The organism is Duganella sp. Leaf61 (assembly GCF_001421905.1).
Taxonomy (GTDB): Bacteria; Pseudomonadota; Gammaproteobacteria; order Burkholderiales; family Burkholderiaceae_D; genus Rugamonas; species Rugamonas zoogloeoides.
Genome location: NZ_LMLM01000030.1, coordinates 130396 through 145987, shown reverse-complemented (window position 1 = coordinate 145987; position 15592 = coordinate 130396). Strand labels below are relative to the sequence as shown.

The following is a 15592-nucleotide window of genomic DNA, read 5'->3' as shown; positions in this document are numbered from 1 at the left end:
CCACATCTTCCTGCGTCGTGCTCTCGCTTTTGTTTTTGCCGCCGTTCTTTGACGCGGAGTTGTTGTGCTTATTGCTGGCGATGTTTCGCTACATCCGCCGCCGTCACCTTGCCCTGCTTGCCCCCGAACTGGTAAATCACGTAGTTGCTCAACTGCGCGATCTCGTCGTCGGTGAACGACGCACGGAACGACGGCATGAACACTTCCGCGCCGGCGATCTGGGCGCGGGTGCCGGACAGGATCATTTGCACCACGTTGCGGCCTGACGGGTCGTTTACCGAGCGCGCGCCCAGCAGCGCGGCGTACTGCGATTGCGGGCCGGCGCCGTTCCATTGATGGCAGCTGGCGCAGCTGCTTTCGAACAGGCGCAGGCCGTCTTTGAGGTTGGCCGGGGTGCCCGGTGCCGGTGCGTACGGGCCTGCCGCAGCCACGCTGTCCGGTTTGGGATTGACCACGATCGGATTGTCGCCGGTGCGTGGCGGCACGCTGCGCAGGTAGGTGACCAGGTTGCGGATATCGGCCGGGTCCAGGTATTGCAGGCTGTTTTCCACGGCTTCGCGCATCGGTCCCGAGGCCGCGCCGTGGCCCGGTGCGTGGCCGGCGCGCAGGTACTGGTACAACTCGGCGTCGGTCCATTTGCCGATGCCGTGGACCGGGTCGGGCGTGATATTGGGCGCCTGCCAGCCGTTGACCACGGCGCCGCTCAGTTCATTGCGGTGGTCGAGCGCGAAGCCGATGTTGCGCGGCGTGTGGCACTCGGCGCAGTGTGCCAGCGCGATCGCCAGGTAGGCGCCGCTGTTCCATTTCGCAGATTTGTCAGGCGCGGGCTTGAAACGCTCGCTCTTGAAAAACACGGCGTTCCAGAAGCCCATTGCCCAGCGCTGGTTGAACGGGAACGCCAGGTCCGGTGTCGGCGTCTCCTGCGTAACCTTGGGCAGGCTGAATAAATACGCCTTGATCGCCAGCGCATCCTCGCGGCTCAGCAGCGAATACGACGTGTACGGGAAGGCCGGGTAGAGCCGCTTGCCGTCGTGGCGCACGCCGTCGTGCAGCGCACGCACGAAGTCGTCGTCGCTGTAGTTGCCGATGCCGGTCTTCTGGTCGGCCGTGATGTTGGACGAGTACAGGGTGCCGAACGGCAGCTTGAACGGCAGGCCGCCGGCGAACGGCTTGCCGCCGGAGACGGTGTGGCACGCCACGCAATCGGCTGCCTTGGCCAGGTATGCGCCGCGCACGATTTTCGACGCGGACGCCGGCGCGCCGGCCAATACCGGCGCCGTACCCGGGGTGGGATCGGAACGGGTGAGGTAGAAGTAAGCGGCCGTACCGAGGATGGCGGCGCACACGGGCGCCAGGATCAGGATGGGTTTCATGCCTTGCTCCCTTTTTGTGCCAGCAGCTCGCGGCGGATCGGCAGTTCGCGCAGGCGCACGCCGGTAGCCGCAAAGATTGCGTTGGCCAGTGCCGGTGCGGCAATGGCCGTGCCCACTTCGCCGATGCCGCCGGGCGCCTCGGTGTTGTGGACGATGTGGACTTCCACGTCGGGCGTTTCGTTCATCCTGATCATGCGATAGTCATTGAAATTGCTTTGCTCGATGGCGCCGTTGGCGATGGTCACTTCATTGAACAGCGCGGCGGACAGGCCGAACAGCAGCCCGCCCTGGATCTGCGCTTCGATCGAGCCGGTGTTGACAGGGATGCCACAATCGACCGCCACCACGGCGCGCCGCAGGCGCACGTCGCCGGCAGGCGTAACCTCCACTTCCACCATGGCGCATACCTTGCTGCCGAATGGCTCGCCCAGCGCCACGCCACGGCCCACGCGCGGGGGCAGGGCGGCGCCCCAGCCCATCTTGGCTGCGGCGAGGTCCAGCACTGCGGAGGCACGCGGATTGTGGCGCAGCAGGGCGCGGCGCCATGCGACCGGATCGGTCTTGGCGCGGTGGGCCAGTTCATCGAAAAAGCTCTCGACGATGAACAGGTTGTGCAGCGCGCCCACGCCGCGCCACCAGCCGACCAGCAAACCGGGCGGCATGTCGTGGCGTACCCATTCCACCTTCATGTTGGGGATGGCATAGGGCATGTCGGCCACGCATTCGATGGCGTCGCCATCGAGACCGTTCGGGCGCATGCCACCCGGCCGCCAGCGTCCCAACACGGTGGCGCTGCAAATGCGGTCGCCGTACCACACCGGCATGCCCTTGGCGTCCACCACCGCCGAAATCACGTCGTGGTACATCGGGCGCACGATGTCATGGCCGATGTCTTCTTCGCGGGTCCAGATGATCTTGAGCGGATACTTGACCAGTTTGGCGAACATCACCGCCTGGTCCACGTAGTCGCTCTCGAGCCGGCGGCCGAAGCCGCCGCCCAGGTATTGCGGGTGCAGCACCACCTGTTCCACCGCCAGGCCGGTAATTTTTGCGGCATTGGCGACCACCCGGGTCGGTACCTGGGTGCCGGCCCAGATCTCGCAGCGGTCGGCGGTGACGTGGACGGTGGCGTTGAGCGGCTCCATGGTGGCGTGGGCCAGCATCGGCAGCTTGTAGGTCGCTTCGATCAATTCGCCTTGCGGGCGCGTGCCTGCTTCGCGCCCGACGATGGCCTTGCCGCTGGCCTGGCTGGCAGCCAGGCCGGCGCGCAGGTCGCGCGTGGTCAGCCTGGCATTGGCGCCCCGGTCCCATTCGATGTCGAGCAGCTCCATGCCGCGTTTGGCCGCGCCGAAATGCACGGCCACCACGGCCACCGCGTTGGCTATCCTGAGCACATCGATCACGCCGGGCACGGCTCGCGTGGCGCGGTCGTCGAACTTTACCAGCCTGCCGCCGAAAGTGGGGCAGGCCTTCACTGTCGCCACCCGCATGCCGGGCACGCTGACGTCGATGCCGAATTTTGTGGTACCGGCCACCTTGTCGGCCGAATCGAGGCGCGCCATCGGTTTGCCGATCAGGCGGAACTCGCCGGGCGACTTGAGTTTGACGTTGCCGGGGTCGGGCAACCGGCTGGCGGCGGCAGCCACCTGGCCGTAGGTGAGCGTCCTGCCGCTGGCCTGGTGCCGGATCATGCCACGCTCCACCACGCAGTCGCCGGGCGCCACCTTCCACTTCGCGGCGGCCGCCGATACCAGCAGCGTGCGGGCGATGGCGCCTGCCGTGCGCAGTTCGGTGAAGGTGCTGCGGGTGCTGGTGGAGCCGCCGGTGATTTGCCCCTTGAGCAGCTTCATGCCATACAGTTCGTCGCTGGCCGGCGCGTGTTCGACCTGGATCTGGTCCAGGCCCACGTCCAGTTCTTCGGCCAGCAGCATGCACGAACCGGTGTAGATGGCCTGGCCCATTTCCACCATCGGCATCACCAGGCGGATGGCGCCGCTGGCGTCGATGCGCACAAAGGCGTTGGGGGCAAACGCAGGCGCGCCGTCGGCCGCTGCCGCCCTGGCATCGCCGGGCTGGCGGTGCGGGGTGACCGCGCCGAGGGCGGTCTTGGGCGTGGCCAGCCACACGAAGGCCACCGACAGTCCCGCAGCTTTCAGCAACTGGCGGCGCCCGGTCGAAACGGTGTCAATGACGTGGCTCATTTGCGGCCTCCGATTGCGGCAACGGGAATGGCTTGCGTGACCACGATCTTGCCGGTGGCCGCCTGCTTGATGGCGGCGCGGATGCGTACGTAGGTGGCGCAGCGGCAGATATTGCCGGACATGGCGGCGTCGATATCGGCATCGGTGGGATTGGGCGTGCGCTCGAGCAGCGCGGCGGCCGACATGATCTGGCCCGACTGGCAGTAACCGCATTGGACCACGTCCACCGCCAGCCACGCATCCTGGATGCGTTTGCCGCTGTCGGTGGCGCCGACCGCTTCGATGGTGGTCACCTCGCGGTTGCCGACGCTGGACACGGGCAGCACGCACGAGCGCACCGGGTTGCCGTCCACGTGCACGGTGCAGGCGCCGCACTGGGCGATGCCGCAGCCGAACTTGGTGCCGGTCATGCCGATCACGTCGCGTATCACCCACAGCAGCGGCGTGCTGCCCTCGACATCCACGACATGTTCGTGGCCGTTCACCCTTAGCGTTTGCGCCATTGTCCTGCTCCTCAAAGTTGGTGTTCCATTCGTTTTTGAGCGTAACAATGTTTTGACAAGGCGATAACTGGCCGTTGGTAATAAGCCGTTATGCGCCTTTTGCACAAATGCTGTTAGGAGCGCCCGACAAAGCCTCCATAGCTGCGTTGCAGCGCCTCGCCGTACTAGCGTACTGTCTTCGTCGCTGCGCCTTGCTCTGAAGGCTTTGCCGGGCGCTCTTAGGCCTGGCTGATGAATTTATTTGTCAGATAGTGACCGATGCCCTCGGCGCCGCCTTCGGAACCATGGCCGCTTTCCTTCATGCCGCCGAACGGTAGTTCGGTGGCGACGATGCGGTACTGGTTAATCCCGATCATGCCCGCTTCCAGGCCGTCGCCCACGTCGAGCGCGGTGCGGGCATTCGTCGTAAAGGCATATGCCGACAGGGCGTAGGGCAGGCGGTTGGCTTCCGCCAGGCCGTCGGCGAGGGTATCGAACGGCAGCAGCACGGCGATCGGACCGAATGGTTCTTCATGCATGATGCGCGCCGTCATCGGCACGTCGACCAGCACGGTGGGCTCGAAAAAATAGCCGGGGCGGTCGATGCGTTTGCCGCCGGCCAGCACGGTGGCGCCCTGTTCGACGGCGTCCGCAACCAGGGCCTCCATTTTGGCCAGTTGACGGGGATTGGCCAGTGGGCCAACCTGCGTTTGCGACGCCATGCCGTCGCCGATCACCAGCGCGCCGGTGGCGGCGACGAAGCGTTCGACAAACTGGTCGTACACGCCGCGCTGGACCAGGAAGCGGGTGGACGAGATGCAGATCTGGCCGGTGCCGCGAAAGCGGTTGGCCGCACCGCCGACCGCGGCGGCCTCGATATCGGCATCGTCGAACACCAGGACCGGACCATGGCCGCCCAGTTCCAGCGTGATCGGCTTGACGCCGGCGGCGGCCCGTTCCGACAGCAGCCGGCCCACCGGCACCGAGCCGGTGAACGCCACCTTGCGGATCACCGGCGAGGCGATCAGCCTGGCGGACACCATGTCCGGCACGCCGAACACCACTTGCAGCACGCCCTTGGGCAGGCCGGCGTCGTCCAGGCAGCGTGCCAGCGCCAGCGCGGTGGCCGGGCTTTCCTCGCCCGGTTTCAGGATCACGCTGCAGCCGGCAGCCAGCGCCGCCGACAGCTTGCGGGCCGGGGTGATGGCCGGGAAGTTCCACGGCGTGAAGGCGGCCACTGGGCCGATCGCCTGGCGCTTGACCAGTTGCTGCACGCCGGGACGGTTGGACGGCACCACGCGGCCATCGATGCGGCGCGCCTCCTCGGCGAACCACTCGAAGTATTCGGCCGCGCGCAGCACTTCGTCGCGGCTTTCGGCCAGCGGCTTGCCTTCCTCGAGCGTCATCAGGGTGGCGATGTGCTCGGCGCGCTCGCGCATCAGCGTGGCCCCCTGGCGCAGGATGCGCGAGCGTTCGGCCGGCACGGTGTGGCGCCAGACGTCGAAGGCGGTGCGCGCGGTAGTCAAGGCCAGGTCCAGGTCGGCGGCGGTGGCGAGCGGCACGCGGCCCAGGATGGCGCCGCTGGCGGGGTTGGCGACGGGCGCGGTGTCGCGGTTGCCCGCATCGAGCCAGGCGCCGTCGATGAACAGCGCGAGTTGGTCATAATTTAAAGTACGCATGATTTTTTCCTTGGTGGAGTTGAAGTGCCGTGGGAAGAAGCGTAAAACCGGACGGCGTGCGTGATAAGCGGGCGCCGTCCCACAACAGCTATGCAAGGAACGCAAAGATGCAATCAGAAAAATTCGCGGAATTTCTCGGCGTGTTCGTCGATGTCGCACGCGAGGGCAGTTTTTCCGGCGCGGGCCGCCGGCGCGGCCGCACGCCGTCGTCCATCGGCCGCCAGATCGACATGCTGGAAGAGCACCTGGAGTCGCCGCTTTTCCTGCGCTCCACGCGGCTGCTCACGCTCACCGATGCCGGCGAAGCGCTGCTGATACGCGCGCGCCAGATCCTCGACGCGCTGGCCGACGCCCAGCAGGAACTCGCTTCGATGAAGGGCGCGGTGACGGGCATTCTGCGGGTGGCGTGCTTTCCCACCTTCGGCAAGCGCTACGTGCTGCCGGTGATGGGGCAACTGGCCAGCCAGTATCCCGACCTGCGGCTGGAACTGGATTTGACGGAACGGCTGGCGGACCCGGTGGCCGAGCGCCTGGACCTGGTGATCCGCATCGGCGACCTGGCCGACAGCACGCTGATCGCCAGCCGCCTGGCCACCCAGACCCGCATCCTGTGCGCCAGCCCGGCCTACCTGGAGCGCGCGGGCGCACCGGCCGCAGTCAACGACATCGGCTGCCATCGCCTGATCGACAAGCTGCATGGCGCGGATTTACTGGGCTGGACCGACGTGCTGGGGCACCCGGCGCGCGCCTGCGGTGGTCAGCCGGTATTCGCCTGCGACGATTTCGAGGCGATGCGCCTGGCCGCACACGAGGGGATGGGGATTGCGTACTTGCCGGACTGGGTGGTGGGGCCCGATATCAAGGCCGGCCAGCTGCGCCAGCTGTTTCCCGAATGGTCGCAGCAGCCGTGCGCCACCACCGGTATCCACGCGTTGCGGGCGCTGCGCCAGCCGCCGGCACGCGTGACGGTGCTGCTTGATGCGCTGCGCGCGGCCATCGGGCAGCCGCCGGTGTGGGCATTGGCGTAAGGCGTAGCTGGCAGGCCTGTATCAGTGGCGTGATTGGTTTATTGCGGAGCTGCCAGCGCCGGCAACAGCGGCGCGATATCACCATCGGACGGCAGCGGCGCGAGATTGAGCAGGCGCATCACGAGCGTGTACACATCGACATTGTCGAACGCCGGCAGCACCACGCCGCGCTTGAACGCGGGACCGGTGGCGATGAAGATCGCGGCCATTTCGGGGACGGCGTTGTCGTAGCCGTGGTTGCCGCCTTTGAGCCTGGCGATGGCTCAATGCCGCCATGCCGTGGTCGGAGACGATCACCAGGTCGGCTTCCACCTGCCTGGCGGCCAAGCCATCCTGCAGGCGTGCGATGGCGCGGTCCACCACGGCCAGCGCGGTGGTGGTCTGTGGCGCGTCCGGGCCGAAGTCGTGGCCGGCGTGGTCCACATCGTCGAAATACAGGGTCATGAAGCCGAAGCGCTGATCGGCCGGGCGGTCCAGCCACGATAGCAGCAAGTCCACGCGCGCATCGGCCGGCAGTTTGCCATCGAACCTGGGCGAGACGGTGGGGCGCACGCCCCGGATATCCGCTTCGGACCCGGGCCAGAACAGCGTCGCGCTGCGTACGCCGTGGCGCTCGGCGGTCACCCATACCGGCTCGGCCTGGTCCCACCAGCGGCGGTCGATGACGGCCGCGCGGTTTTTTAGGGTGAAGTGCTGGCCCGGAATGGCGACATCGTTCATCTCGTTCTCGACGATGCCGTGATGGTCGGGCCGCAGACCGGTGACCAGCGTGTAATGGTTGGGAAAGGTAATCGACGGGAATGAAGGACGCATCGCCACGGCGCGCACGCCGCCGGCCGCCAGCCGGGCCAGGTTGGGCGTCACGCCACGGTCCAGGTACTCGGCACGAAAGCCGTCGATTGACACCAGGATGACGGGACGCGCCGGCTTGGCGTTAGCAGTGGCGGCGGCCAGGGACAGAAACAGGAGCAGGGCAGGCAGGATTTTCATGGCGGATAGTGTAGGCAAAGGACGTGACGTCATGATGACGTCATTGGTGATGGTGTCCATCTGCCAAACCGGAGAGTACTGCCTATCCTCTCACAACGGAATAATCCTGATCGCCGCATGCCTGAGCATCCCCGGTGCGATGGTGAGGATGTACAGCGCCTGGTTGAGGTCGTCCGCGCAGTACCTGCCGGAGGCCGTCATCGAAACTGCCTGCGGCGAGGTGAGGGGAGCGTCGTGGCGGGCATCCAGGATATCGTTGCTGCTCAGGCAGAGCAGGGACGCAGTGTCCATTATGACCGTGCCCTTGAAGCCGGAAAACATGGTGACGGTGTTGCCGCTCACTTTATAGATGGTGGCGCCGGCGCCCATCCAGATCGCGCCCAGGCCGGCGCGGATGGTGCCTACCCGGCGCGGCAGCGTCCAGTCCCGCGCGGCATCCTGGCTGGTCGTGCCCATTGCGCGCGAGCTCACTTGCCATCGTTCGATCACGTCCGGAGCATTGTCATACACCTTGCGCACCCATGGCCCGTGGGCATCTTCATGGTCGGCCAGGATGTCGATCCGGGTCAGGCGGTCGGGCGTGGTGCGGGCCAAGTGGTCGGTGGCGATTGCCGACCAGCGCGGCGTGCTGTACCACGCCGACGAACGTTTCAGGTCATGTGTGACGTCCGCCTGGGGCCGCGACGATCCGGGCCGATTGCCGCCAGCGCTGCTGGCGCGACTGGTCGGAGACGGCAACGGGCCGCGCACGCTGATGCACGAGGGGGTGATCTTGTAGTGCAGCCGCGAGCAGGACGTGTTGTTCCTGAAAGCGCGTGCGGCCGAAGCGGTCGATACGCTGAGCGAACGCGAGTTCCTGGTCGCCCGCCTGCTGGCCGGCGGCCTGACTCACAAGGAAGTGGCGACCCAGCTGCACCGCTCGCCGGAAACCATCCGCACCCAGATCAAGGCCATTTTCAACAAGCTCGACATTAACAACGTGGCGTTGCTGGGGACCTTGCTGGCGGTGCGGGAGTAAGGGCCGGTCAGGCGCGGAACGCGCGCCGCATGCCGTCGAGGTCGATGGCAGGCTGGTGCTGGGTCTGTTCTGCGGCCGTTACCGTGGTGGCTGGAGCGAACACCAGGCCTTGTACGAGCATGGCTGCCAGCAGCAGCATGCCGATAATTGCAGCGATCTTGATCGTGACCATGATTGTCTCCTTCTGTATGGCTGGTACGCACAAGCGTCCCGCGCTTTCTTACATTCAGAGTAGGCCGTAGCGGGGCAGAAGGGAAGCTGTTTTATCGGATAGCTGGTATTTTCAGGCCGGATGCTTCGACCACATCAATAAGTCCTAGGTCAGCGTGGCGCTGCCGTTGCGCGGTGCAGCATAGTAACTCTGGGTCCAGTACAGGCTGGTCAGGTAACTTTTTGCCGGTGACGTTGTTGAGGTTGACGGCCAGGCTCAGGTAACCATTAGCCGACCGAAGCTATAACGTTGATAGCTCGAGTTTTGTGGTGTTTGCGCGCAGGCGCGTTTGATCTCGGACAAGGCCATGCTGGCGCGCGCCCACTACGCTGGTCGTTGGTCCGGGAGGCTGCGATGGCGAAATTCCTGTATGCAGTATTGTTGTTTTGCCTGGCCGGCTGCGCCGGCACCTCGCATCGCGCGCCGGCGCCCGGCGATGCGGAAGTGATCCCGATTACGGCACAGTGGCTGGCCGAGCAGCGCCTGCTGCGCGATGCTGGCGGAGGCGGCGGTGTCCTTGTTCCTGGCCCTGGTACGCCCCCCACTTCCACGCAACCCGTTTCCGTTGGTGAGGCGACGGCTGAGGCTGGTGCTGGTGCCTATCGCCGTACCTGGCCGGTAGCCGGCAGTGCCGGGGCTTTCCTGGCGCCTGGCGCAAGCAACGGTGGCCAGTACCGGCTCGGCGTTGGCGACGTGCTGTCCATCACTGTATGGGACCATCCGGAACTGACCGGCGCCGGCCTGCCGTCGCGGTCCGACAACCTGGACGGCCAGATCGGCCCACCGCCGGCCACGTTTGTCATCGATCAGCAGGGGCAATTGCACTTTCCGTTTGCCGGCGCCGTGCCGCTGGCCGGGCTCACCCGCGAAGAGGCGCGCGACAGCCTGGCACAGCGGCTGGCGCGCTACTTCCGCGCGCCGCGCGTGACAGTCACGGTGATGGCCTACCGCAGCCAGCGCGTGTATGTCGATGGCCAGGTGCGCACGCCCGGCCCGCAGCCGATCAACGACATTCCAATGACACTGCTTGAAGCGCTCAACCGCGCCGGCGGCCTGCTGCCCACCGCCGACCAGAGCCGCATCACGGTCGAGCGCGCTGGACGACGGTACCGCATCGACCTGGTGGCGGCAATGCGTGGCGGGCCGCCGCAGGCGCCAGACCGGTCAGCCAGCCCGGCACCTGGCCAGTCGCCAGGACTGCTGCCATACCAAGGGTATCCGGGCGCGATGTTGCTGGCCGACGGCGACGTGGTCCGGGCGCCGCCGCGCGACGAGAACAAGGTATTCGTGGTAGGCGAAGTACTGTCGCCGCGCGCACTCACCATGCACGACGGCCGCCTCAGCCTGGGCGAGGCGCTGGGTGAGGCCGGGGGGCTCAATCCGCAAAGTGCGGATGCTGGCCAGGTGTACGTGGTGCGCCGCGCACAGCAGGGCGACACTGCGTACATGACTGGTTCACCGGGCTCGCTTAACGAGCTTAACGAGCTTAACGGTCCAAACGGGCTCGTCACGGCTGGCGCGGACGCATCGGCGGCGCCTTCAGCGCCGCGCGGGCCGCTGGTCTTCCGGCTCGACGCCCGGTCGGCCAGCGCGCTGGCCCTGGCCGAGCAGTTCGAGTTGCAGCCGCGCGACGTCGTGTATGTGGCCGCCTCCATGCTGACCAACTGGCACCGGGCGATTAGCCAGTTGTTCCCGGGCGAACTGTCTTCAGCCGTCGGCGTGACCACCAGGCCATAGGAGTCTCACATGGATACGCCACGCGACGCCGACACTTCCCGCATGCTGCGCCCGCTGCCAGGCGTGGCGCAGCCAGCCCGCCTGATCGAGCACCCGGCGCCGCCGGCACCGCCCGATCCGACCATGCTGGCCTGGCGCGCCTGGTTCCGTGCACTGGCTGCACGGCGCTGGCTGATTGTGACGGTCACCGCGCTGTGTACGCTGGCGGCGCTGGGCTATGCGCTGGTGGCGCCACCCGTCTATCAAGCCAATATGCTGTTGCATGTGGAGGAAGAACAGCCCAACGCCTCGAAGAACATTCTCAACGAAGTGTCGTCGCTGTTCGAGACCAAGAAGGCGGCGATTGCCGAGATGGAGCTGCTGCGCTCGCGGCTGGTAGTGGCGCCGGCAGTCGATACCCTGCGCCTCTATATCCACGCGCGGCCGCGCTATTTTCCGCTCGGCGGCGAGTGGATCGCCCAGCGCCGGGGCGGTCAGCTGTCGGCGCCTGGCCTGTTCGAGCGCGGCGGCTATGCATGGGGTGGCGAAAAGATCGACGTTGCCGTGTTCGATGTGCCCAGCCAGTGGTACGGCCGCCAGTTCCGTATCACCGCGCTCGGCGGCGAACGCTGGCGCCTGGCCGACAGCGCCGGCCGCACTTTGCTTGAGGGCAGGGTGGGGCAACTGGCGCGGCTGGAAATACCTGCGGCTATAGGGGCTGTAGAGGCTGTAGCGGCGGATTCAGCCGGAATGGCAAGAGCAGCGCGAAAAATCGGGGCAAGCGCGCCGGACGTCGTGGAATTGCTGGTCACGCGGCTGCGCGGCGCGCCCGGTACCCGTTACCTGCTGCGCCGTACTTCGCGGCTGGCAGCGCTCGAGAGCGTGCAGCGCGCGTTACAGATTTCCGAGCAGGGCAAGCTGTCGGGCATTATTTCGGTCACCTTGCAGGGCAGCGATCCGCAGCAGGTGTATGCCACGCTGAGCGAGATCGGCCGCGAATACATGCGGCAAAACCTGGCGCGCCGCACCGAGGAGGTACAAAAGACGCTGGCCTTCCTCGATCGCCAGTTGCCGGTGGCCAAGCAGCAACTGGAAGCGGCCGAGGCCAGCTACAACGGCTTTCGCAGCGGCCACGACACCATCGACCTGACCCAGGAGGTGCGCATTGCGCTCGATACGCTGGCGGCGTCGCAGGCACGGCGCAGCACGCTGGTGCAAAAGCGCGCCGAGTTGTTGGGCCGCTTCACCGACGAGCACCCGGTGTTGCAGGCGGTAGCGCAGCAAATGCGCGAGAACGACCGCGAAATTGCCGCACTGGAAACCCGTATCAAGCGCCTGCCGCGCATCGAGCAAGAGCAGGTGCGGCTCGAGCGCGACGTCAAGGTCAGCTCCAACCTCTATACTGAATTACTCAACACGGCGCAGCAGTTGCGGCTGATGGCGGTGGGCAGCATCGGTACCGTGCGCATGGTGGACATGCCGGTGGCGCCCGAGAACACGCTCAAGCCCAACCGGCCGCTGATCGTGATGCTGGGCATGGTGAGCGGCGTGTTCCTCGGCGCGCTGCTGGCGCTGGCCTGGCGCGCCGTGCGCGGCGGCATCGACGCCGCCGAACGCATCGAAGCACTGCTGGGGCCGAACACCGTGCACGCGATCATTCCCCATAGCCGCAGCCAGGACCGGTTGCGCCAGCACGCGCGGCGCGCGCGCAAAAGTGGCCTCTCTCTCCAAGCCGACCAGCAGTTGCCGGCCTCGCTGCTGCTGGCACATGCGGCGTCCGACGACGTTGCCGCCGAGAGTCTGCGCGCTTTCCGCGCCACGTTGCAATTCGTGCTGCCGCACAGCCGTAACAATGTCGTGTGCTGCCTGGGTCCCACGCGCGAGGTCGGCGCGGCCTTTGTCTCGGTCAACCTGGCGCTGCTGCTGGCGGCTGGCGGCCAGCGCACGCTGCTGGTCGATGCCGACCTGCGCGATGGCACGCTGCACGAACACTTCGGCCTCGACCGTGCGGCCGGGCTGGCCGATTGCCTGGCCGGTATGTTGCAGCCGCACCAGGCGCTGCGCGCCGAGGTGGCACCCCGGCTCGACTTCATCGCTGCCGGTGGCGCCGTTCCGCACCAGGCCGAGTTGTTGCAGCCGGGGCTGTTTGCTGACGTACTGGCGCGTCTCGGCGCGCGCTACGACGTGGTACTGGTGACGGCACCACCGGTGCTGACGGCCGCCGACGCGCTGGTGGTGGGCGCCAGTGCCGGGTCCGTGTTCGTGGTGGCGCGTGCTGGTGTCACTACCGAGGTCCAATTGGGAGCTGCGGTCAAGCGTCTCAACCATGCCGGCATCGCGCCGCGCGGGGTGGTGTTCAACGATGTTTGACGCCAAAACATAAAATTTTTTCGTGCCCGACTTCGTCTCTCTTTTTGGCTGCAAGCCGCATGTTTACTGAGTATTAACTTGCTCAAAAGCATATCTATTTGCATTATAAAAACCTTGTCAGAACTTTTTTTCTGAAAGCATTGAACTATAGAACTTGACGCCGATCAAACCTTGCTCATTTACTTTGAAAAAGCGAGGAACGGCTGATGAAATTATCTGTCAACTACCTGTCTCAAACCGCCGGCGCGACCGCATGCATGGTGCTGCTGGCTGCGTGCGGCGGCGGCCAAAACGATAGCGCCACCCAGGCATCCGGCCTGACGCTGGCTGCCACCACCCAGGTGTCGGACGAACCGGCAGCGGACGCCAGCTATAACGCTGCGGCCACTGCGCTGTACGTGGCGACGACTGGCGCCGACAGCAATCCCGGCACCAGCGCCAAGCCGTTCAAGACCATTGCCCGCGCCGCCCAGGCGGCCACGCCCGGCACCGTGGTACATGTGGCGCCCGGTGTCTATGAAGGGGGCTTCCGCACCAGCACCAGCGGCACGCCGACGGCGCGCATCCGCTATGTGTCCGATACCAGGTGGGGCGCGAAGATCGTGCCGCCGGCCACGTCTGCCAATGCCGTGGCCTGGGACAACCGGGGCAGCTATGTCGATATCGACGGTTTCGAAGTCGATGGCAGTGCGCACAAGGCCGGTACCCGCTGGGCCGTGGGTCTGTACACGGCCGGCTCGTTCGGCACGGTGACCAACAGCCATGTGCACCACGTGGGCCAGGGCGCGTGCGCATCGGGCGGCGGCATCGGCGCCGACAGCTATTACGGGGGCGCCAGCAACGATGTGCTGGCCAACGTGGTACACGACATCGGCGCGGCCGGTTGCAAGACCATGTTCGGCGTGTTCGTCAGCAGCGCCGACAGCGACGTCAAGAACAACCTGATCTATGGCGTGTCGCAGGCCGGGGTGCAGCTCTGGCATGACGCCGCGCGCGTGACGGTGAGCCATAACACCATCTTTGCCGCCCATACTGGTATCGTGGTGGGAGGCGGCGATCCCTATGTGTCCAGCGGCGTCAACGATTACTCGCGGGTGGCCAACAACATCGTGGTCGATACCCAGTACGGCGTGGTCGAACAGGGCAACGTGGGCAGCAACAACACTTACAACAACAACCTGATGCACCAACAAACGGCCTATCCGTACATGTTGATCAAGGGCGTCGCGGTGGCTACCATCGCGGCGGCGCCGCAGTTCGTCAATTACGTGCGCACCGGTGGCGGCGACTACCAGCTGCAAGCGACGTCGCCCGCGATCGACAAGGGCTCGGCCGCCGATGCCACGCCCACCGACCTCAATGGCAAAGCGCGTCCGTCAGGCGCCGGTCCCGACGTGGGCGCCTACGAGTTCAACGGCGCGACCCCGACGCCGACACCCAATCCCAACCCTGCGCCCAACCCGGTGCCATCGACGCCGAACAACCTGTACGTCTCGACGTCGGGTTCGGACAGCAACTCCGGTGCGCAAGGCTCGCCGCTGCGCACGATCGCCCGCGCGTCTGCGCTGGCCAAGCCCAACACCACCGTGCACGTGGCGCCGGGCACCTACGCCGGCGGCTTCAAGACCACCACCAGCGGCACGGCTGCCGGCCGCATCTACTACTACTCGACCACCAAGTGGGGGGCAAAGATCGTGCCGCCGGCCAATTCCAGCAATAACATCGCCTGGGACAACCGCGGCAGCTACGTCGATATCATCGGCTTCGAGGTCGATGGCAGCAAGCTGCAGGGCGGTACCGTGTGGCGCAGCGGCCTGTACACAGGCGGCTCGTATGATGTGATTCGTGGCAACCGCGTGCACCACATCGCCAACACGCTGGCATGCAACGGCAGTGGCGCCTCGGCCATCGGTGTCGATTCGTACTACAAGGGCATCAAGGGCGACGTCATCAACAACTTTGTCCACGATATCGGTCCGGCCGGTTGCAAGTACATCCAGGGCATCTACGTGAGCACGTCGGGCAGCGTGGTGGGCAACGTGGTGTACCGCGTGTCGGAGGCGGCAATCCACCTGTGGCACGATGCGACCAATGTCATCATCGCCAACAACACGGCGGTCGCTTCCGGCACTGGCATCGTGGTGGGCGCGGGCGATTTCTACAACCGCAGCGCCCCCAACGACTACACGCACGTCGTCAACAACATCGTGTACGACAACCGCTACGGCATCACCGAGCAGGGCTCGACCGGTACCCACAACACCTACCGCAACAACCTGGTGTACCAGAACAGCATCTACAACATCAGCCTGAAAAACGGGCTGAAGGCGACCGGCACGGTGTCGGCCGATCCGCAATTTGTCAGCTACACGCGTACCGGCACGCCGGACTTGCACGTGCGCGCGTCGTCGCCGGCCAAGGGCAAGGGGACGGCCGACTATGCGCCGGCGATCGACATCGAGGGCAAGCCGGTCACGGCCCCGGTGACCATTGGTGCGTATCAGTAAAGCAGTAGCCGCCGGTC

At 66.0% G+C, this 15592-nt stretch carries 13 protein-coding genes; 6 read left to right on the top strand and 7 right to left on the bottom strand.

Annotated features, from left to right (window positions below; genetic code table 11):
- Nucleotides 1-68: 68 nt before the first annotated feature.
- The 4 genes from ASF04_RS20905 to ASF04_RS20890 all read right to left on the bottom strand — a co-directional run bounded on the left by ASF04_RS20905 (nt 69) and on the right by ASF04_RS20890 (nt 5735).
- Nucleotides 69-1373 (bottom strand): c-type cytochrome, encoded by a 1305-nt coding sequence (locus ASF04_RS20905; protein ID WP_056146251.1) that lies wholly within the window; start codon nt 1371-1373, stop codon nt 69-71.
- Nucleotides 1370-3574 (bottom strand): molybdopterin cofactor-binding domain-containing protein, encoded by a 2205-nt coding sequence (locus ASF04_RS20900; RefSeq protein ID WP_056146248.1) that lies wholly within the window; start codon nt 3572-3574, stop codon nt 1370-1372. Before ASF04_RS20900 ends, ASF04_RS20905 begins: the two co-directional genes overlap by 4 nt.
- A complete protein-coding gene (locus ASF04_RS20895) occupies nt 3571-4077 on the bottom strand; it encodes a (2Fe-2S)-binding protein (RefSeq protein WP_056146246.1) in 507 nt (168 codons plus the stop codon). Before ASF04_RS20895 ends, ASF04_RS20900 begins: the two co-directional genes overlap by 4 nt.
- A 218-nt stretch (nt 4078-4295) precedes the next feature.
- Entirely contained in the window at nt 4296-5735 is a 1440-nt protein-coding gene (locus tag ASF04_RS20890) for an NAD-dependent succinate-semialdehyde dehydrogenase (protein ID WP_056146242.1), read from the bottom strand.
- Between the two features lie 107 nt (nt 5736-5842).
- Here ASF04_RS20890 and ASF04_RS20885 point away from each other — a divergent pair, with 107 nt between their 5' ends.
- Complete coding sequence (locus ASF04_RS20885; RefSeq protein ID WP_056146240.1) at nt 5843-6763, top strand: LysR family transcriptional regulator; 921 nt, start codon at nt 5843-5845, stop codon at nt 6761-6763.
- A 78-nt stretch (nt 6764-6841) separates the two neighbouring features.
- On the opposite strand, the gene ASF04_RS26995 is transcribed toward ASF04_RS20885, so the two are convergent.
- Both ASF04_RS26995 and ASF04_RS20875 read right to left on the bottom strand, forming a co-directional pair.
- Nucleotides 6842-7813, bottom strand: coding sequence for an ectonucleotide pyrophosphatase/phosphodiesterase (locus tag ASF04_RS26995; protein ID WP_082488914.1), 972 nt, complete (start codon nt 7811-7813; stop codon nt 6842-6844).
- 30 nt (nt 7814-7843) lie between these two features.
- Entirely contained in the window at nt 7844-8347 is a 504-nt protein-coding gene (locus ASF04_RS20875; RefSeq protein ID WP_056146234.1) for a hypothetical protein, read from the bottom strand.
- Between ASF04_RS20875 and ASF04_RS27640 the strand changes: the two genes are divergently transcribed.
- Nucleotides 8334-8531, top strand: coding sequence for a hypothetical protein (locus ASF04_RS27640; protein ID WP_156368727.1), 198 nt, complete (start codon nt 8334-8336; stop codon nt 8529-8531). The two genes, ASF04_RS20875 and ASF04_RS27640, sit on opposite strands and share 14 nt — an antisense overlap.
- Before the next feature lie 18 nt (nt 8532-8549).
- Nucleotides 8550-8771, top strand: a complete 222-nt coding sequence (locus ASF04_RS20870; RefSeq protein WP_082488913.1) for a helix-turn-helix transcriptional regulator — start codon at nt 8550-8552, stop codon at nt 8769-8771.
- A gap of 7 nt (nt 8772-8778) precedes the next feature.
- Here ASF04_RS20870 and ASF04_RS27635 read toward each other — a convergent pair whose 3' ends face one another.
- Nucleotides 8779-8943, bottom strand: a complete 165-nt coding sequence (locus tag ASF04_RS27635; RefSeq protein WP_156368726.1) for a hypothetical protein — start codon at nt 8941-8943, stop codon at nt 8779-8781.
- Nucleotides 8944-9336: 393 nt separating this feature from the next.
- On the opposite strand from ASF04_RS27635, the gene ASF04_RS20865 reads away from it, so the two are divergent.
- The 3 genes from ASF04_RS20865 to ASF04_RS20855 all read left to right on the top strand — a co-directional run bounded on the left by ASF04_RS20865 (nt 9337) and on the right by ASF04_RS20855 (nt 15575).
- On the top strand, nt 9337-10719 hold the full coding sequence (locus ASF04_RS20865) for a polysaccharide biosynthesis/export family protein (RefSeq protein ID WP_229205146.1): 1383 nt from the start codon (nt 9337-9339) through the stop codon (nt 10717-10719).
- Between the two features lie 9 nt (nt 10720-10728).
- On the top strand, nt 10729-13068 hold the full coding sequence (locus ASF04_RS20860; RefSeq protein ID WP_056146228.1) for a GNVR domain-containing protein: 2340 nt from the start codon (nt 10729-10731) through the stop codon (nt 13066-13068).
- Nucleotides 13069-13274: 206 nt separating this feature from the next.
- Nucleotides 13275-15575 carry a DUF1565 domain-containing protein gene (locus ASF04_RS20855; RefSeq protein ID WP_056146226.1) on the top strand — a complete coding sequence of 767 codons (2301 nt, stop codon included), beginning with the start codon at nt 13275-13277 and terminating at the stop codon, nt 15573-15575.
- Nucleotides 15576-15592 lie beyond the last annotated feature (17 nt).

Excerpts from the sequence above, each read along its gene's own strand:
- ASF04_RS20905 (WP_056146251.1), bottom strand. The coding sequence starts at position 1,373 with ATGAAACCCATCCTGATCCTGGCGCCCGTGTGCGCCGCCATCCTCGGT.
- ASF04_RS20900 (WP_056146248.1), bottom strand. The coding sequence starts at position 3,574 with ATGAGCCACGTCATTGACACCGTTTCGACCGGGCGCCGCCAGTTGCTG.
- ASF04_RS20895 (WP_056146246.1), bottom strand. The coding sequence starts at position 4,077 with ATGGCGCAAACGCTAAGGGTGAACGGCCACGAACATGTCGTGGATGTC.
- ASF04_RS20890 (WP_056146242.1), bottom strand. The coding sequence starts at position 5,735 with ATGCGTACTTTAAATTATGACCAACTCGCGCTGTTCATCGACGGCGCC.
- ASF04_RS20885 (WP_056146240.1), top strand. The coding sequence starts at position 5,843 with ATGCAATCAGAAAAATTCGCGGAATTTCTCGGCGTGTTCGTCGATGTC.
- ASF04_RS26995 (WP_082488914.1), bottom strand. The coding sequence starts at position 7,813 with ATGGACACCATCACCAATGACGTCATCATGACGTCACGTCCTTTGCCT.
- ASF04_RS27635 (WP_156368726.1), bottom strand. The coding sequence starts at position 8,943 with ATGGTCACGATCAAGATCGCTGCAATTATCGGCATGCTGCTGCTGGCA.
- ASF04_RS20865 (WP_229205146.1), top strand. The coding sequence starts at position 9,337 with ATGGCGAAATTCCTGTATGCAGTATTGTTGTTTTGCCTGGCCGGCTGC.
- ASF04_RS20860 (WP_056146228.1), top strand. The coding sequence starts at position 10,729 with ATGGATACGCCACGCGACGCCGACACTTCCCGCATGCTGCGCCCGCTG.
- ASF04_RS20855 (WP_056146226.1), top strand. The coding sequence starts at position 13,275 with ATGAAATTATCTGTCAACTACCTGTCTCAAACCGCCGGCGCGACCGCA.